Genomic DNA, 19,413 nt, shown 5'->3' on the forward strand with positions numbered 1-19,413 from the left:
GCGGGCCATATAACATTGAATATTTATACTGATAAAAAAATTTATGAAAAATAATTTCGTTTTATTTAAAGCAATTAAAACAAAGGAAATTGCTTAATAAAGTGAGTAAAAATACGCCTTTTACTTTAATGTTTAGCACTAAAAGCGTGGTCTTTCATCACGGTAGCAACCAGTCTGAATACGTCAATCCAAGCTCGACGTAATTCGGGGTTCCACTCATTACCCAGCCCTTTTTTTAGGGTGTATAACAACGCATTCCCCACATATGTAAAATGCTCCGCTCTTACGCCATAGCCTACATGACGCTCTGCTAACTTATGAAGCACAGGTACTAATGCATCTAAGTCATCCAAGGAGTTTACTGCAATTTTAAGCGTCGCCATCAGTTTTTGCCCCTGGCTTTTAATGCTATTTTTAAATAATGCTTTGAGTGACGGATCATATTCAAATAGTGTTTTATAGAATATTTCGGCAGCTTGCTCTGCTATCGGTTCTACCTGAGCAAAACTCTGCTGTACTAACTGTTTTTGACGTGTTGATATACCCATGCTAACACTCAATGATAATTCGTATTTTTACAACTCTAGACCTAATATCATCATCTGGCGAATAATACCTATTTAAGCAACTAAAGTAGGTATTCCCCTAATTATCCACACCGTCCCCGAAATGAAAAAAAATCATTCTAATTGTCAACAAAACTTAATCTGTTAATGTTTTGGATACAAACCAATCAATTCAAGGACACGAAAAAATGCATAAAGATAGACGAGATTTCATACAAAAAATGACGGCTGCCACACTATTAGGTTCAGTGTCGCCCAGTGTATTGGCAGATCAATCAATCGCCCCTGTTGATATTCAAGCATGGCGTAACTCCATGAAAAACCAAGGGGAAAAGGAGGAGGAAATATTAATACTTGGCGCTGGTATTTCTGGGCTCTGCGCCGCGTATGAATTAGCAAAGCAAGGAATTAAATACAAAATACTAGAAGCTCGCTCAAGGCCTGGAGGTCGAAATGAAACCATTCGCCACGGCTCTGTGGTTGAAGAGTTCGACCGTACATCAATTTGTGATTTTTCTGCCGATAGAAATTTATACTTTAATGTCGGCCCAGCTCGTATCTCTGCCCAACATAAGCGAGTGCTCTCTTATTGTCACGAGTTCTCTATCCCGTTGGAGCCTTTAATTAACGACAATAGAAATACTCACTTTTCTTTCAGCCCTTCACACTCTTTAAAGTCCCGAGAAGTATACGCAAGTCAGCGAGGTTTGATAGCATCAACTTTGGCCAAAGCAATCGATCAAAACCTCACCTCTCACCTCATTCCACATAGCCAAAATCAACATATGCTAGAAATGCTCAAAAGCTTTGGTGAACTGGATGACAATTTCAACTTCACTTCGTCTATTCGTGCTGGGGTAACGCAAGATAGTGGAACCTTCACACCAGAGCAAGGCATTGAACCGACTCATTTTGAAGAACTACTCCAATATATCGATAAATGGAAAAACCGTATTCACTTTGAACAGTCACTCCACCAGCAGTCTGTCATGCTACAACCAAAAGGCGGCATGGATAAAATTGTGAAGGGGTTCACTAGTCGGTTACCAGGTAATATCCGCTATAACAGCAAAGTACTGGCAATCAAACGTTCAGCAGAAGGGGCTGAGGTCACTTATGAAAATAAACATGGGCGAATAAAAACAATCAAAGCTGAAAAGGTAATCGTTACTCTGCCACTAACAGTACTACAAGATATTGAGCATGACTTTTCTAATGAAATCTCACAAGAAATACAACAAGCACAATATTCTTCTGCCGGTAAAATTGCGTTTCAGTCAAAACGCTTTTGGGAAACGAAAGAGCAGATTTTCGGTGGGATAAGCTGGTTAGATACTGACAACGCACAAATTTGGTATCCATCGGCGAAGTTTGGTAGTGATCATGGAATTTTAGTTGGCGGTTATATTTTTGGAGGTCCAGCTGGCGACAGATTTGCAGAGCTATCCGAATATCAACGGATCAGTGATACTATCTCTCAAATGTCACTTGTCCACCCTGACACTTCAGATCATGTCTATGCGCCCGTATCGCGTTCTTGGAAAAACACGCCTTATTCTAAAGGCGGCTGGTCTTCGCGTCTTCCTATTGAAGCGTTTTCTCATTGCGATGGCCCATATGTGTTTGCTGGTGACCACACAACTTACTTAAGCGGTTGGCAAGAAGGTGCAATTGCATCTGCACACAGAGCGCTTGAGTTAATCGATTTATAATCAGTCCAGATGTACCAATACAGGCTGTAAAACAGCCTGTATTACTTTTTCCTAGAATAGAAATTTGCGAAAATAAAATCTCGCTCTTCAATACTTGCATGACAATTAGAGCACATTTGCTTTATCACCGGCTCGCTCCCCTTCCCCGCAAGTATCAGCGTCCCCTCTTTATCAAACTGAACATACTCCCAATCTCCAAACCCTTTTGAATAGTCTTTTTCTCTTTTTATCATCATGGTAATAGTGAGTGCATCGTGAGGAGCACCAGATTGTGAAGAAAAGTTTTCTTTTAAAACAATGGTACCTGGCTGATACGACTTAAAGTTTGGCTCAGCAACTTCTTCTTCATCCTCATCGTCTTCATCATAGTCCTGATAATAACGAAGGTATTCCAAGTAGTTATTTTCGTATACCTTGATATCTTTATTTAAAAACACCACGATAAACTGCTGCCAATGCAAACCCGAATGTTCAAATCCTGTCACTCTTTGCCATTGCGTCCTGTAATCTTTTAATGCAGCTTTATATTTATCAGGTACTTTAAATGGATAAACATTAAACGGGTTTGCTGCCACAGCATTTACGATAAAACCTACGCAGAGACACAAGATTTTAAGTTTATTAATCATGTTTTTTCCCTAGTTTAAAGCAAGCTTCAACGTCGCACGCTTTTTCCCCTTATACATAACATCCACACTTGTTTGCTGCCCTTTGGCTAATTTAAGCTCGACAAGATCGTATTTAGGGATTTGCAATACAAACTCAGTGTGCGTCCCAACATCTAATTCAATAGGGTAAACTTTTTGCTTTTTCGTAAAGGGTAAAACTTGATATGCATCTGAATTGACATTGGCTATATAACTGCGCATTTTTGGATGGATTTTACACCCGATCCGGGTCAATGTGTTTTCACTCCAGTTAGCTGCCACCTTGGTAGTTTGACCTTGATTCATTAAGCCGACATCAAACTTCACACCTGAATTTGGGTCATTTGCAAAAATATTGTGCTGAAATTCATCAGAGTTTTTAAATGTGATTTCGCCATTTTTACCTATCACAACCGCTTTTTTATCAAATATTTTGTTCGATTGATCAAGCTCAGCAGTACTAGGCCCCTTTCCTCCTTTAGCATATACAACACCAACAAAAGATGGCTTTTTCACAAACTCTAACTCGCCGGTTAAAACTGCTCCCTGCACCGAAAATATGGAAAACAAGCTCATGCCAATTAATAAATACTGTTTCATCTTTACTCCTTAGTTAGGCAATTTAGGTCGCTGAATCACAACAGGATCCGTCAATGCAGCCATAAATGCGATTAAATCAGCTTTTTCTTGCGGGTTTAGATTTAGAGGGACTATCAATGGGCTTACGTCTTTTACGTTCACAGCACCTTTGTCGTAATGCTCAACCACTTCTTCTAAGCTGGCAAGTGAGCCATCATGCATGTAAGGCGCACTCATAATGATATTTCTGAGGCCTGGGGTTTTAAATGCGCCCTTTAATTTGCTGTTGGGGTCGATAAGAAAGCGGCCTTCATCATTGTCTTCTATACCGATATTATGAAAGCTATCATCTGTGAAGTTTGCGCCATCATGGCACTTCACACAGCGCGCCTTACCGACAAATAATTGTAACCCTCTTATTGCAGAGTGTGACATTGCTTGCTTTTCTCCAGCAAGGTATTGGTCAAACGCTGAATTATCACTAATGATGGTTTTTTCAAATGCCGCAATTGCCCTGCCGATATTTTCAAACGTTACGCTGCCATACACCTCTTTAAACTCTTTGTCATAAAAAGGAATTTTCTTAAGCCGACCAACAGCTTCTTTTGGCGTCATTTGCATTTCAACTTCAGAGACGATAGGCCCTAATGCCTGTTCTTCCAAAGTTTTCGCTCGTCCATCCCAAAAGAAAATGGCAGACCATGCGAGGTTGTATAAATGTGGCGCATTACGTCCTAATATATCGCCGCCACTGCCAATTCCCTTTGCCAAACCATCACTAAAACCAAGTTCAGGATTGTGGCAAGTTGCACAGGATTGGTTTTGATTTTTTGATAATCTATGATCAAAAAACAGCATTTTTCCAAGCTCAATTTCTCTCTCACTTGGCTCTTCGTCATCAAAATATTCTATGTCATCTACGTCGGGCGTAGACAAATTACCAAACGCCGGCGAGTCAACCGCCAACACATTTGCGCTAATTGCCAACGCAAATGAAAACAAAATCCCCTTGTTACAATCCATTACTTGCCCCCGCAGTAAGTCTTCTTCAATTGTAAATATTTAGATATAAACTTTGACCTTACCGAAGGATTGTCTATATTTTTCAATAAATCAAAAAATTAGTAGCTTTTAATAAAAGTTTATTAAAACCAATTAATTAGGTACAAACCGTCTGCCTAGGCTACTAACAATCAGAGCTCACGACACAATATGAAAATTTCTCGTTTCGTTCCGGGCATTGCCGCGCAAATGCTTTTAGCGTTTGGCATAATTACTTCTTTAGGTATATTCAGTAACTTCTTTGTCTATTTAAGTACAGGCACGCTCGCCAGTAATTTTACGCAAGTCTCGTCAGTTTCCATTCCACTTGTAAACGTCAATTCAGATTTGAAAATGCACATTTTAGATTCACTTATTGCGCTTGAGGAACAAATCATTACTGGCAGCAATGTGCAATCACGTAACACGGCAATTACCAAACGCGATGAAGCGTGGAAGGCTATAGATCAAGACTTTTCAAGCCTGAGTGAATTTGCAAAGCAAACCGGATTCAGTGACAGCAAGCTCTCCATAATCAACGCAAATTTAAGAAAGCTTAAACAAGAGCAACAGATCATTTCTAACATAGCGAATACACTGGATAATGAACCAGCAGTGAAACTGTTAGTCACAGACGCGATCCCACTTGCGGAGTCAATGGTGCAGCTCCTCGCGCAGATGATAGAAATAGAGAGTGAACAAGAGTTAGATGAAGACAGAATTGAGTTATTTAAGCTTCTTGTTGACTCAGAAGTAAGCTTTGCGACAGCGATTTCTGAACTGCGCGCATTTTTGTTAACGCGCGAACAAAAAAACATTGATGGGTTCGACCAAGCATGGTTTAAAAACAGTGACGCCTTTGTTTCAATTCTTGATGATTATGAAGAGCTCTTCACTGATCAGCAGCTTGAGTACTGGGAAGCTTATAGTGAAGAGCGAGAAAAGCTTGCGCCAATTACAATTTTAGCATTTGAAAAACAAGCCAGTAACGAGTCTAATTTTGCGACAAACCACCTCAGTAATACCATTAAGCCACTGACCGAAACAATTTTTGACGAGCTTCGCGAAATGAACCAACACGTTGAGCAGGTCACCAAACAAGGCATTGATGATACGCAAAATGCACTTTCAAACATGTTTGTTGTACTTGCTTTAAGTTCCATATTAACCATTATCATTGCAGGCGTGATAAGTGTCATGTTTAGCAGTAAATTACGTAATCGAGTCAAATCCTTATTGGGGAGAGCACAAAACATTTCAGTCGGCGACTTTAAAACCAAACAAGATTACTTTGTGATCCGCTCCGACGATGAATTGAACCAACTTTCTGAGAGCTTTAACCATATGACGCTTTCCTTATCCTCGACTATCTCTACCGTGCGTAGACAGTCAAGACAGGTTGGCCACTCCGCACACCAAGTTGCAGCCATTGCAACTGAAATAAGCACCGTGGCTAAAAATGAAAACGCGAGTTATTCGGAAGTGATGCGAGTCATCGAGTCATTTATGGATTTATTGGTGGAGTCTGGGCAAGCCATTGAGCAAAGCCAAGTTGTATTAGAGCAAGCCAAAACTGAAGCAGATACAGGCATACAAGCCGTTGAAAGTAACCTAAACGAAATGGTAAGGACGGTTGAAGTCGTTACGCTCGCATCTGCGGGTGTTGAAGAACTTAAATCAGCTAGCGAACAAATTGAGTCTGTCACAGATGCAATCTCAACGGTTGCGGATCAAACAGCCTTAATTGCCCTAAACGCCGCTATCGAAGCTGCTAGAGCTGGTGAACAAGGCCGTGGGTTTGCAGTTGTGGCAGACGAAGTAAGAAGTTTGGCACAGAGAACTGCTAATTCAACAGATGAAATTAGAGGCGTAATTTCCCAGCTTACCCATAAAGTCGTTGATGTTACACGTTTAATGACAGATATCATCCATCAAGTTGATGTCAGTAAACAGCGCTCAGATGAAAGTGGTCAAGCCTTGAGAGCAATGACCAATACTATCGACAGCATTATCTCGGCAAATGATCAAATAGCCCACCGCTCTGAGCAACAGAGTCATCAAATGCATGAAATGCAACTCAAGCTACAGCACCTGTTTTCTTCCCTTCAACAAAATGCCGAAAAGGCACAAATGGTCTCTATGATTGGTGCGGATCTTTATCAAACTTCAGAGCTAGTAAACAATTTGATGGATGGCTTTCACTTTGATGAAGATAAAGATGCGATCAGAAAGCGCCATGAAAAAAGACGTTCTGACAGACTTGAAGCAAAAATTAAAATTAAGATTATTTGTGAGGATAAAGACTATTCAACAATTACCCGTGAGCTGAGCTGCGTTGGATGTGGTGTGACATTAAGCAAACAATTAAACCAAGAACTCGATATTGATACGAATTTAACACTGATCATGTACTTACCAAGAAAAAACTATAAAGAATATATGAATCAAGCTCCGATGAAAGTGTCAGCGCGAGTTGTTAGAAAAGAAGAGAAAAACCAAGAATATACCTATTATGGTATGGAGTTTTTGGTTGAGAATAACGAAAGAAAGACGACGCTTTCAGAGCTCTATGAGTTTTTCGATCAATAGAAATATGCATGCTCAGTGCGTACCGAGCATGCAACTTTAAAGAAAACCTAGATTATAGGATCTCTAAAAGCTCAACATCAAAGATTAGTGTTGAGTAAGGTGCGATAGATGCGCCTGCACCACGCTCACCGTATGCTAGGTCGTGTGGGATATATAGACGCAACTTAGTACCAGCATTCATAAGCTGAAGTGCTTCTGTCCAACCTTTGATCACGCCGTTTACTGGGAATTCAGCAGGCTGACCACGGTCATATGAACTATCGAATACTGTACCGTTGATTAGTGTGCCGTGATAATGAACACGTACTGTTGAATCAGCAGAAGGCTTGTCACCCTCGCCAGTAGCAACAACTTCGTACTGTAAACCAGACTCAGTTACTGTTACTTCTGCACGCTTAGCGTTTTCTTCTAAGAAAGCAGTACCTTCAGCAGCAAGAACTTTCGCTTCTTCTTCACGACGTGCTTGAATTTCGCTGTTGATTTTTTCGAAAGCAGCTTGGATCTCAGGGATCTCAACGCGGAACTCGCCGCCAGTGTAAGCGTCTTTCATACCTTCGAAAACTGCGTTTAAGTCAAGACCTTCGAAAGGATTAGCTTTTAATTGCTCACCCATTTGAAGACCAATACCGTAGCTCGCTTTACCAGCGTCTGTGTTGAATAAATCTGACATATAAATTCACTTTATTTATCATTCTAAAAGGACGCGCAGTGTAGCACAGACAACAGGTAACTTATAGGGCGCTAAGCAAATACACGCCCTATTTATAATGCCTTAGGCGTTATTCTCTAAACTTTTTGATTTTAATTGTTTGACCAAGAAGGTGGCAAAAGGCAGAGATAAAACTAAACCAATGATTAACTCATTACTATAGCCTGCTAATTTATCGTCAAAATAGACACCAAAACCAACAACACCAAATATAGATATCACGATTGAAGCTAAAAATGGCCATAGCTTTTCGTATTTAGTTATAAGGTGCCCTATAAGTGCATTATACAAGAAGGTATAAAATAAGGTTTTCCAAATGGTAGGTTGAGGTTGACCATCAATTGACATAATTACAGCCATTTGTAGGCCACTTAAATAAAAGAAGCTAAAGACAATCCATAATGAACAATGTTTAACAACATCTTGAGCCATTGAACTCTCCTAACGAAAAAAACCGCCGTTAGGCGGTTTTGGGAATGAGGTGGCGGAGAGATAGGGATTTGAACCCTAGATACGCTATTAACGTATGCCGGTTTTCAAGACCGGTGCTTTCAACCACTCAGCCATCTCTCCGTTGTTGGCGCGCATATTAAAGGCTATTCATAAATATGTAAAGTGTTTTTTGAAATTAGCGCAATAGTTTTCAAATCTTTTATCAGTAATATTGTTTCGGCCGCCTTGCCAACAGCGCGCAAATAACACTGACAAATACAATGCATAAAAATAAAGCGCCAGAATCGACAGCAATGTGGATCACTTCTTCCCAGCTACTCACTTTTTTCGCCAACAATGGAATAACTGAAATAGACGCCACCACCATGAATATTTTCAAGGCAGCAAAAAAGTCAAAGCGTTTATTAAAGTTCATCCAAGCGGTCAAAACCATAAGTAAAAAAGCTGGCGAAGTAAGTGAAAACCAAGCATTGCTGACATAACTTAGTAAATAGTGGCAAATAAGACACCCCACTGCCCCCCAAATTATCCATACCAACCAATTCTCTCGTCTCTTTAGAAATAAATCTCCCATAACCTATCTTCTTATATTTATTCACAGGTAACAAACTAGGTACATCCATACTAAGACTTACTAGATTAACAAACGCAGATTAAAAAACAACCAAGGGATGATGAATTATTTTACTACTTTAATGAGACTTTATTATCAATATTACCTTGCTCTAACAGCCAAACTTTTTGTCGCCCGGATTTATAATCAAAGCGGCATTCATTCAGGACATAAACAAAGTGAAAAAATTTATATCAAAATCTCTCGTTATATTAAAAACTTAATATATGACAAATAATCATGCCATAGCATCCGATTCAGCTTGACTTCAAATGAATTGTAACGATAATGCAAACCGTTATCATTTAGCACCATATTTGGTACAGACGAAATAACGCCATTTCCTTTGTCTCTATCACGTTTATATCAAATTGGTTCATGACATATATTTGTTCTTTGGATAGGATTTTATGGACAACTCTACTTTTCAATCTTCAAAAACACTTCGTTTAGCGCCTGTCACCCTTGCATTAACAGCCGCTCTCACAGGCACGCAGGTATTCGCAGAATCGGCACCTGACGGCGCTCAAACAGCGAATGAAATTGAACGTATTTACGTAACGGCTTCAACCGCTGGTAATTATTCTGATGCCGCGACAAAATCGGCAACTAAAATGATTTTATCACTGAAAGAAACACCGCAGTCGGTTTCAGTGATCACACAACAACAGTTAGAAGATTGGAAGTCAGTTAACATTAAAGACATCTTGCAACACACCACAGGTGTTTATGCGAGTACTTCTCGAAGCCATGACCGTCCTCATTTTATTGTACGTGGTGATTCGGTAAACCTTATTCAAATTGACGGTGTACAACAGTTTCCTGGTGGCAGAAGATCAGATGTTAACGGTGATGCGATTGCTTATGAACGTGTAGAAATACTGCGTGGTGCAAATGGTCTCATGACTGGCGTTGGTTCACCAACTGCAACCATCAACCTTGTTAGGAAACGTGCAATTAGTAAAAAGTTTGACGGCTATGTCGGCGCAACAACCGGTAGGTGGAATAACAATCGCGTTGAGCTTGATATATCAGCACCTTTGAGCGAAGACGGAAGTATTCGAGGACGTATAGCTGCAGCACATTATGATAGAGACTCATTTGTAGATCGATACGGTCAAGAAAAAACGTCTATTTATATGACGGCAGAGGCCGATCTAGCTGATAGTACATTACTTCGCGTTGGCTATGAGTATGCTGATACCGCTTCTAGAGGTGTCATTAACTCACATGCAGCACCTTACTACTTCGCAGATGGCAGTTTATTCAATCCAAAAAGAAGTGACACCGGTTTAACCGCACAAAACAGCTCATGGCCACTGAAAGAAAAAACTTACTTCACCTCGATTAGCCATGGTTTCGACAATGGTTGGCAGCTAAATGCAATTGCTACATATAACACCATTGATATGCAAGGCGGAGAATTATTTTTCTTATACCCTGCAGATTTCGACTATTACAACCAAGACGGTTCCACGAGGTTAGATCATAATTTCAGCGCTGTCATCAGTAGCTCAGAAGATGTCCAAAAGACCTTTGATATCAACCTTCAAGGCGGGTTTGAATTTTTAGGTCGTGAACATGATCTCATTGTAGGTTTTAATAACTTCGATCGTGATAGAACAAACATTGGTAATTCACACAAGCAATCAGAGGTTGCCATCGGTGATATTTCCAAGATTAACTATTATTCTTGGACAGGTGACATTCCTCATTATCCTTTCGAAGATAAGCACCCTAACAAGCTGTCAAATCATGACAGTAGCGGTATTTATATTGCAACGCGACTATCTATCACCGACAATTTGAAAACAATCATTGGTGCAAGGCGAACAGATTGGGAAGTCATTAACTTTGGAACCAATAGAGAAACAAATACCATAGATTTTGAAAACAAATCTGGCTTCGCAGTTGATAACGAAATAACTCCTTATGCGGGTGTGATTTACGATATTAATGATGATTACAGTGTTTACGCAAGCTATTCAGATGCATTTGAGCCTCAAGACAAATACGACAAAAATGACAATTTGCAAAAACCTATTGTAGGCGACAGCATTGAAGCTGGATTAAAAGCTGAACTAGACTTATTGAACTTCTCTTTCGCTATTTTTGAAAGTAATAAAAGTAATGTCGCTATCAAAGATCCGACCGTCAACCAGAAAACACCTGAAGGCAACACGGCAACTATCCTCGTTGACGACGCGCAAACACGCGGCTTTGAAACTGAAGTTAGCGGAGAAGTCTTCCCAGGCTTCAATATATATGCAGGCTATTCTTACGCAAAATCTGAAGATCAAGATGGTGAGCAGCTCAAAACTGAAGTGCCAAAACAACTATTTAACTTGTACACCACATACCAGCCTTCAAGTCTAGTAGAGAACTTAACCGTTGGTATTGGCATGAACTGGAAAGATGGTTACTGGGTAGATAGCGTTAAGCCTACTGGTGTATACGATGACATAATGACACCATGGGGCGAACTAGTATATGGCAACATTACAGTTCCAGAACGTCGTGATCATGGCTCAATCACCTTATTTAACCTAATGGCACGCTATGATGTGACAGATCATTTAAGTGTATCTCTTAATGTCGATAACCTATTTGATAAGAGCTATTACAATAGCATCTCATCATGGAACGGCGGCGTTACTTGGGGCGAACCAAGAAACTGGAAGCTGTCAGCGAGATACAATTTCTAACCCTTCCTTCCCCTGGGTCTAAAGCGAGCATACAAGCTCGCTTTTTTATTTGACCTTTCCAAGCAGCCCCGTTGTAAAATTATTGTTACACTCAAATACCTGTTAGTGTTACTTAAGTTAAAGTTTATTGCTAAAAAATCCGTGGTCTTACCTCTGTTTATTTTTCGCCCACCACTTGAAAGCCAAGTGTATCTCAGATTATTCATATAAAAGCTCAATTTCGAGCATATGAAGGAAAAGATACATCATGAAAAAGGTTAATTTATTACTATCTGCACTCACAGTCGCCGCACTAAATGCATATGCTACACCACCGACTGATGTTCAACCGAATGTCGTTGGAGGGATTGAAACTCCTGCATATTCAAGACCATATCAAGTAGCTTTATTGATGAATGGTCGCCAAGGCTGTGGCGGCACACTGATCAGCCCCGACTGGGTATTAACAGCCGCTCACTGCTTAGACAGCGCGTCTACATCAAGTTTAACAGTGCGGGTTGGTGCCCACTCCATTAGCCGTGGCGATGGACAAACAATCAGAGTATCTCAGATTATAAACCATGAGAGATGGCGTGGTGCCAATGGGATACGCTCAGGCTATGATATTGCATTGTTAAAACTCGCCTCACCTGCTCCAAACCAATACACACCTGCTAAGCTGCCAACCGCAGCAATTGAGTCACAATATGCTAATGTTGGTGCTTATGTCACAGTATCTGGGTGGGGTTTAACCTCAAACAGAGGCAGACCTAGCGATGTTCTGCGCGAAGCTGATCTACCAGTCATTAGCAACAATAGTTGTAGCTCTTTACTCAATTTTTCTATTCCAGGCTCTGTCATCTGCGGCGGTGGTGAAGGTGGCCGTTCAGCATGTAATGGTGATAGTGGCGGTCCCTATGCAGTGCGTGTTGGAAGTGATTTTTACAGCATTGGCACTGTGAGTTGGGGAATTGCCTGCCAGGGCGCAACTGCCTTTACGCGTACCACCAGCTATTTAGATTGGATCAAGCAAAAAACGGGCATTATTGATATTCCGAATGATAAACCACCCGTCGCTGATTTTAGATATAGCGTTAATGGTACAATGGTTAACTTCACCAGTACTTCAACTGATGACAAAGGTATTACTCAATTTGACTGGAGCTTTGGCCAAGGTAACGCCTCTTCAAGCGCTGAAAACCCAAGTCATAATTATAACTCGAATGGGGAATATAATGTCACGTTAACTGTCACTGACACAAAAGGACAAACCAATAGTACTTCTCAGGTAGTCCGTGTCGGAACCCCGCCTAGCTGTGGAGAAAACTGGTTAGCAACGAAAAGTTATTCACCTGGCGACAAGGTGACATTCAATGGTGTTGTATATGAAGCAATTTGGTGGTCTCAAGGTGCGCAACCAGATTTATACAGCAATGTTTGGCGTAAAGGCAGTGATTGCGACGGTTCATCTGATCCAGTGCCAGTTGCAAGCTTTACTATTACAAAAAACAATTTAACGGTGTCATTGCAAAATCAGAGTACAGGTGCCGTGTCCTACGCGTGGAATTTTGGCGATGGTAAAACAAGTTCAGCTGCCTCTCCAACACACACCTATGCAGTAAAAGGACAATACACTATTACGCTTACAGCAAAAAATAACCAAGGACAATCAGCAACATCAAGTAAAGTTGTTTCTGTAGGAGAGGTTTCTGGCGGCTGTAATGGATTACCTAACTGGTCGGCCGAGAAAGTGTACTTCAAAGGTGATCGAGTGGCTCATGACAATGTCATTTATGAAGCAAACTGGTGGGTACAAGGCGAAAACCCAGCAAACTCTGATGACTGGGGACCTTGGACGCGGATCCAACCTTGCAATTAACAAACTGATAGTAAAATGTAAATTTTACTTTTAAAGCGACTAAGTCCCATGTAATCTGATACCAAAAATTACCTCAAAAGAGAGCATGGGACTTAATCAACATAACCGAACAGAATTAACTCGCTTAGGTGAGCGGATCCAAAAAACATTTTTAGCTGTCAGTCATGCTTTGCCTGAGCATGCACACACAATTGGCGGTTTCACAAAGCATTTAGATTATAACCGTTCGAACAGCCAACGTTTTTTTGCGGCCTGCAAGGCCAATAATGGCTTACAAGTTTTGGTTGAACTACCCGGCACACAAGCTTTGCAGCAGCTCTGTGAAAAGCTCTCTCCCCTACTTCCCTCAGTATTGATGAGCCAAGTTAATCAAGTCGTAGATCTATTTTCTCAATGTATAGAAAGCAACGCTAAGAGCCATGCAGACCTAAAACGCTTGTTACAAGAACCCAAAAATAGTGAAGTGCTAACAGAAGGATCAAAGCATAAAGCCCAGCTCTATCACGCAGCTACAGCTTTATTAAAATTCAGTGTTGAAGAGGTTTTTTGCATCTATATTTTGCGTGAAAATCAGAACGATCCAAGCTATTTACAAGAAGTCGCACTTATCAGTAAGTCAGGTATAAATAGGCTTGTGGGCGCAGTGCCATTCGTGCAGTTTTACACTCACCCGCACCCTGAACATTTCAGTGGCCCAGTCGAAATCACAGCAAGTAGTGCCCTCAAGCCCAATGAGTTCACACTGGGTGTTTCAAAAGAGCTTTCAACTCCTGGCTTTTTAAATGCATTTAGTACCTATTCACCCAGTAATTCTGGATTGGTGTTCGACCCTTTGCCAAACCAAAATAGCGATGTCACTTTTGTGTTTAATAACCCAGACGAAGTCGTCAACCCCTTGGATCGAAACAGTCCATGCAGCTCAACCAGCCTATCGATTAAAAACCCAGTAAAAAAACTCACTATGCTTGTTTTACTTGAAAAGCAAATAGACAAATGTAGTACCGTCAATATCGGTTGCTATCACAGTAATCAAAAAGTTGAAGAGGGCAAATTAAAGGCAAGTGACCTGTGGACAGAGCGTTTTCCTGAATTTCCTGAACTTAAAATAACACCACTTGAAAATGACTTTGCTCACAGTCAACTTTTGGAAGAACAAAAAAATAAGCTTAGGTATCTACTTAATGTAAGTGGTATAGCTGCTGATGATTTCATTTGCTACACCACTCATGTCGATTACCCTATTTGGTCCAGTACTTATCGCATCTACTTTGAACACCAATAATTACAATTTATTAAGGTTATCAAGATAGTATGCTGCTTGCTCCATGATTAATGCCCTTTGTTCAGGGGCTTTTTTACGCCAATTAGCATATACCATGCGATTACGAGGGTTAGAAGAAAATTTATCTTCATGCGTGTCCATAAAATGCCAGTATAGAGAGTTTAATGGGCATGCATTGTCACCAGCAATGGACTTGATGTCATATTGGCAGCCTGAGCAGTAGTCACTCATTTTGTTCACGTAGTTCCCGCTGGCTGCATAGGCTTTTGAGCCAACTATGCCACCATCTGCAAATTGACTCATACCTCGAGTGTTTGGCATTTCAACCCACTCTATCGCATCGATGTAGACACCTAAATACCAATCATCCACCTGCCTTGGGTCAATACCCGCAATCAGGCAAAAGTTCCCCGTTACCATTAAACGCTGAATATGATGAGCATATGCATAATCGAGAGATTGCTTCACCGCATGCTTTTGACAATTCATATGCGTCTTGCCATTCCAAAACCAGTCAGGTAAATCTCGTTTTGCATCTAACTCATTGAGTTCAGCGTATTGCGGCATGTTTACCCAATAGATCCCACGAACAAACTCTCTCCAACCAATGATTTGCCTGACAAAGCCCTCTACTTGCGCAATATCTATTTCCTGCTGATGTTGCATAAAATAAGCGACTACCGTATCAACCACAAACTGAGGGCTAATAATTTTACTATTGAGCGCAAAAGAAAGCCTTGAATGATACAAACTCCATTGTTTTTTTGTATACATATCATCAGCTTTACAAGTCATCGCGTCTTGAAAAAAGCCAAACTTGGGTAGCTGAGTCTCGCAAAACGAACACAATAACTCTTTTGCTTGCGCTCTGGTTATCGGCCAGAGGCTATTCGCTTCATATGTGCCAAAAGTACTTACCTGATGCCTTTGCAACCTTTCCCATATATCACTTACATCATTGGCAAAAACCAGCGGTTCAGGTATGTCCGATAGGTCTTTTTGTTTGAGTTTATTTCTGTTATTGCTGTCAAAGTTCCACTCTCCACCAAAGGGAGTTGAGCCATCCATCAAAATATTAAATCTCACCCGCATCTTTCGATAAAACGCTTCTAATCTATGCTTTTTACCGGCACTAAAATAGCTTGAAAGCTCACTATCTGATAAATAAAAATGCTCAGATTCATAGGCACCGCTCTCGATGTCTATTTGTGCACAAAAAGTACTTAGTTGCTCTCGAAGCCGATATTCATCTGGCAATTGATATTCAAATTTTGCTATGCAATATTTTTCTATCACGCTATTGAGAAGCGCTGGTAATGTTGCAAATTGGTGGGTATCGTCCAGCGTTAAATGAATCACAGTATGCCCCGCTTTTTGCAGTGCAATTGAAAATGCTTTCATCGCCGCAAAAAATGCACATACCTTTTGAACATGGTGCTTTACATAACTGGTTTCTTGATTCAGTTCAGCAATCACATACAAGGTGCCTTCATCTTTGGTATTGTACCAACTATGGCCTGCATTAAGTTGGTCGCCTAAAATTAAGCGAAGTGTTTGATAAGTTTGAGACATATTTTATTGACTCTCTTTGTGACGGTTTGAAGCACAGCGCTTAGAACAATATTTGACATTAGCCCAATCCCTTTCCCACTTTTTTCGCCAAGTGAATGGACGCTTGCATGTAACACATATTTTGCTGGGTAGATTTACTTTTTTATGCACGGCGCTTACCTTACATGTATTGCCAAAACACGCTTGGCTTCAATGGCAACATCCTCTCGCTTTTTCCAATGCCACATAAGAGCTTGAGCGTGAGTGTAACTTTCTTTTAAATCGACGATTGGATTTGGATAATCAACACCAAGCTCAATGCCATACATCATTTGCTCCATGTCTGTTAAATCCCATGGTGCATGCACAAGGGGGGCTGGTATATTTTCTAATTCCGGTACCCACTTTTTCACAAATACACCTTCAGGATCTTTATCTTCACCTTGCTTTACCGGGTTATAAATACGGATCGTATTTATCCCTGTTACCCCTGCTTGCATCTGAAACTGACTGTAGTGGATCCCAGGTTCAAAATCTAAGAACAATTTAGCAAGGTGTGTAACCCCTTCACGCCAGTCAAGCTCTAAGTGGTGGCATAAAAAACTCACCAACATGGCGCGCATTCTAAAATTTAGATACCCAGTTTTTATCAAACTGCGCATACACGCATCAACCATGGGCACACCTGTGTACCCTTCTTGCCATGCTTTTAGACAAACAGCGGCTTGATCTCCCTTTACCCTTGGCATGCCTTCATACGCACGATTGACGCACCTGAACTCCATATCACATTCACTTTCAAACTTTTGCATAAAGTGACAATGCCAATGCAACCTTGACGTAAAAGCAACAAGTGAACGCCGCCAATGTGGTTTTTTCCAATTGGCCAAAACTGTTTGATATACCTGCCGAAGACTCACGTTTCCCCAAGCGAGATGTGCAGATAACCGTGAGCAATGTTGCTGAGATTTTTCAGGGCTTGATAAAGAAAATGCATACTCTTTGCCCCTCTCATTAAAAAATGACTCAATGACCTGCCAAGCCAGCGACTCACCACCTTGCTGAAAATGCACAGCCTCAGCTTCATACTGAAACCGCTTAATATCTACGTGCATGGAAAAGTGTTCGCTAATTGGAAACCAATTAACCTCGGCGCAATCAATATCGAGCGTGGCTTCACGCATCACGGTTTGCCAATTTTTATCCCAACAAGTTCTTGCTTTAAGTCCTCTGATCACAGCGCCTTGTGGAAACTCCTCCCAGTTTATACCAAACTTTTTACACCAAGCTGCGACGAGCTTATCTCTTTCAAAAGTGAAGCCAAGCCCTATTTCTTGATGGGAGTACAATGCATCTATGCCAACCTCTTGGTTGATCTGCTCAAGCACATCAATGATATTCCCATAGGCACAATAGAGACTGTCACAGTCAATTCGCTTTGAAATATCCTCGAGGGATTGTGATATAAACCTAAGGTGGCGACGAGAAGTGTGTTCATCTTTTATCATAATCGGTTCAAAGCAATACAATAAAAGCACTTGTTTATTTGTTTTTGCCGCCTTATACAGTGCTGCATGGTCTTGTAAACGCAAGTCCCTTTTTAACCAGACAACACTAATAGCCATGCTTTGCACTCATTACAGGCCAATCGACCATATCAACGTCTTCACTGAATAGGCTGGAACAGCTAGACCACTTTTCCTGAAATGCGCCATCGGGGTCATACATCTGCGCCTGCTTTTCAATATTAAAATGTCTTCCGCCCCTCGGGTCATCACCGACGCCAGCAATATATTGCCAGTTTCCCCAATTAGAGGCGACGTCATAATCTATCAACTGTTGCTGAAAATAAGCTGCGCCATAGCGCCAATCCACTTGGAGTTCATTAACCAAGCAACTTGCGACAATCTGTCTGCCACGATTCGACATAAAGCCAGTTTCATTCAACTCCTTCATACATGCATTGACAAGTGGGAACTGAGTGGTGCCATTGCACCAACGTTTGAATCGCTGCGGGTAATAAGTTGTTAAGGGGCGCGCTCCTTTATCTCCTGCAAACTTAAATAAACTACCCCCTTTTTGAATCGCCTTATGATGAAAAAAGTCCCGCCACATCAATTCAAAGCGGATCCAATAAGTAGAGTCATTTGCACCGTGCTGCTGCTCATACATATCGAGCCTATTAATGATCTGTCTTGGTGAGATGTTACCAACGGACAAATACGGGCTAAATTGCGTAGAGTTATACTTTCCATCCAATGCATTACGAGTCATTTTATATGACGATGCGCTTTGTGTAGAAAAGTATTCTTCTAAGTGATCAAGCGCCGCTCTCTCACCACCTTGGATCAGACCTTCATTATTAGCCATTGACCCGTCTACTTTGAACATATACTTATCTATCACAGTACGGTCTATAACTAATGGCAATGGTAAAGTCTCTGAAAAGGTATCTTCAACGCACGAAGAGACCATGAGTTTATCCACTTTTTTCCTGAATTTTGAAAAAGAGCCACTTAAATCTTTGTCTTCAAGCTGCTGTGGACCGAACAACAGATTATTGTGCTGGTGTATAAATCGAAGCTTTCCATTATCTGATTTTATATGCTCGAAGGCTGTTCGCTCATCATAGCCACAGCCTAGATGACTACCGACAACTTCAATCCCCATTTGGGTAATCACATGATTTATGACTTCTCTACTGTGTCCCTTGAGTACATATAACTCGTAACCTAATTGCTGCAGTTGCTCAGACAAATCGCTCAGCGACTGTTGAATAAATTTAAGCCGTTTTTCACCTAGATGTACATGATCAAAATTTGTTGCCGAAAATAGAGATTCATCTAGAACATAAATAAACATGATGCTGCTAGATGCATAAAGAGTGGAATTGAGCGCCAAATTATCTTGAAGCCTCAAATCGTCGGTAAACCAGTATAGAGCTTTACTCATGATGCTTGTTTAACCCTGCCTTACAAATGGTTATTAAGCACATTTGTACGCATCAAACATCAATCTAGATTTATAAAGTATATAACGAATATAGCGGTGAGCATTGATGACGGGAAAGAGAGGCTCGTCAGGTCCAAGACAGACCTAACGAGTATT

Annotated in this window: 16 protein-coding genes and 1 tRNA gene; 5 read left to right on the forward strand and 12 right to left on the reverse strand. The window is 40.9% G+C overall.

Annotated elements, in window-relative coordinates:
• Positions 1–125 precede the first annotated feature (125 nt).
• On the reverse strand, positions 126–548 hold the full coding sequence (locus AC2CZC_RS18475) for a globin family protein (RefSeq protein WP_484582931.1): 423 nt from the start codon (positions 546–548) through the stop codon (positions 126–128).
• 206 nt (positions 549–754) lie between these two features.
• Here AC2CZC_RS18475 and AC2CZC_RS18480 point away from each other — a divergent pair, with 206 nt between their 5' ends.
• Positions 755–2,278: a flavin monoamine oxidase family protein gene (locus AC2CZC_RS18480; protein WP_484582932.1), complete on the forward strand. Its 1,524-nt coding sequence runs from the start codon at positions 755–757 to the stop codon at positions 2,276–2,278.
• Between the two features lie 41 nt (positions 2,279–2,319).
• On the opposite strand, the gene AC2CZC_RS18485 is transcribed toward AC2CZC_RS18480, so the two are convergent.
• From AC2CZC_RS18485 to AC2CZC_RS18495, 3 genes are read right to left on the reverse strand one after another with little or no spacing between them, the layout of a single operon-like run.
• Positions 2,320–2,907, reverse strand: a complete 588-nt coding sequence (locus tag AC2CZC_RS18485) for a cytochrome P460 family protein (protein ID WP_484582933.1) — start codon at positions 2,905–2,907, stop codon at positions 2,320–2,322.
• 9 nt (positions 2,908–2,916) lie between these two features.
• Positions 2,917–3,525: a cupredoxin domain-containing protein gene (locus tag AC2CZC_RS18490; RefSeq protein ID WP_484582934.1), complete on the reverse strand. Its 609-nt coding sequence runs from the start codon at positions 3,523–3,525 to the stop codon at positions 2,917–2,919.
• Between the two features lie 9 nt (positions 3,526–3,534).
• A complete protein-coding gene (locus tag AC2CZC_RS18495; RefSeq protein WP_484582935.1) occupies positions 3,535–4,527 on the reverse strand; it encodes a cytochrome-c peroxidase in 993 nt (330 codons plus the stop codon).
• A 189-nt stretch (positions 4,528–4,716) separates the two neighbouring features.
• On the opposite strand from AC2CZC_RS18495, the gene AC2CZC_RS18500 reads away from it, so the two are divergent.
• Positions 4,717–7,134, forward strand: a complete 2,418-nt coding sequence (locus AC2CZC_RS18500) for a methyl-accepting chemotaxis protein (protein ID WP_484582936.1) — start codon at positions 4,717–4,719, stop codon at positions 7,132–7,134.
• Between the two features lie 52 nt (positions 7,135–7,186).
• Here AC2CZC_RS18500 and bamJ read toward each other — a convergent pair whose 3' ends face one another.
• From bamJ to AC2CZC_RS18520, 4 genes are all read right to left on the reverse strand, one after another.
• A complete protein-coding gene (bamJ, locus tag AC2CZC_RS18505; protein WP_063359850.1) occupies positions 7,187–7,804 on the reverse strand; it encodes a BamJ family beta-barrel-assembly machinery protein in 618 nt (205 codons plus the stop codon).
• A gap of 102 nt (positions 7,805–7,906) precedes the next feature.
• Positions 7,907–8,275: a hypothetical protein gene (locus AC2CZC_RS18510; RefSeq protein ID WP_063359851.1), complete on the reverse strand. Its 369-nt coding sequence runs from the start codon at positions 8,273–8,275 to the stop codon at positions 7,907–7,909.
• A 50-nt stretch (positions 8,276–8,325) separates the two neighbouring features.
• Positions 8,326–8,416 (reverse strand) — tRNA-Ser (locus AC2CZC_RS18515).
• A gap of 82 nt (positions 8,417–8,498) precedes the next feature.
• Positions 8,499–8,870, reverse strand: coding sequence for a hypothetical protein (locus AC2CZC_RS18520; protein WP_484582937.1), 372 nt, complete (start codon positions 8,868–8,870; stop codon positions 8,499–8,501).
• A gap of 449 nt (positions 8,871–9,319) precedes the next feature.
• Between AC2CZC_RS18520 and AC2CZC_RS18525 the strand changes: the two genes are divergently transcribed.
• From AC2CZC_RS18525 to AC2CZC_RS18535, 3 genes are all read left to right on the forward strand, one after another.
• Positions 9,320–11,614 (forward strand): TonB-dependent siderophore receptor, encoded by a 2,295-nt coding sequence (locus AC2CZC_RS18525; protein ID WP_484582938.1) that lies wholly within the window; start codon positions 9,320–9,322, stop codon positions 11,612–11,614.
• 247 nt (positions 11,615–11,861) lie between these two features.
• Positions 11,862–13,472 (forward strand): trypsin-like serine protease, encoded by a 1,611-nt coding sequence (locus AC2CZC_RS18530; protein ID WP_484582939.1) that lies wholly within the window; start codon positions 11,862–11,864, stop codon positions 13,470–13,472.
• Positions 13,473–13,557: 85 nt separating this feature from the next.
• Positions 13,558–14,754, forward strand: coding sequence for a hypothetical protein (locus tag AC2CZC_RS18535; protein ID WP_484582940.1), 1,197 nt, complete (start codon positions 13,558–13,560; stop codon positions 14,752–14,754).
• Here the strand turns inward: AC2CZC_RS18535 and AC2CZC_RS18540 are convergent, their stop codons facing one another.
• The 4 genes from AC2CZC_RS18540 to AC2CZC_RS18555 are packed head-to-tail and all read right to left on the reverse strand — an operon-like array spanning position 14,755 to position 19,257.
• Positions 14,755–16,326, reverse strand: a complete 1,572-nt coding sequence (locus AC2CZC_RS18540) for a cryptochrome/photolyase family protein (RefSeq protein WP_484582941.1) — start codon at positions 16,324–16,326, stop codon at positions 14,755–14,757.
• A gap of 3 nt (positions 16,327–16,329) precedes the next feature.
• Positions 16,330–16,476, reverse strand: coding sequence for a DUF2256 domain-containing protein (locus AC2CZC_RS18545; protein WP_484582942.1), 147 nt, complete (start codon positions 16,474–16,476; stop codon positions 16,330–16,332).
• A 5-nt stretch (positions 16,477–16,481) separates the two neighbouring features.
• Complete coding sequence (locus AC2CZC_RS18550) at positions 16,482–17,930, reverse strand: cryptochrome/deoxyribodipyrimidine photo-lyase family protein (RefSeq protein WP_484582943.1); 1,449 nt, start codon at positions 17,928–17,930, stop codon at positions 16,482–16,484.
• Entirely contained in the window at positions 17,920–19,257 is a 1,338-nt protein-coding gene (locus AC2CZC_RS18555; RefSeq protein WP_484582944.1) for a DASH family cryptochrome, read from the reverse strand. Before AC2CZC_RS18555 ends, AC2CZC_RS18550 begins: the two co-directional genes overlap by 11 nt.
• Between the last annotated feature and the right edge of the window lie 156 nt (positions 19,258–19,413).

The sequence above is a fragment of the Pseudoalteromonas sp. MMG033 genome (assembly GCF_057197785.1).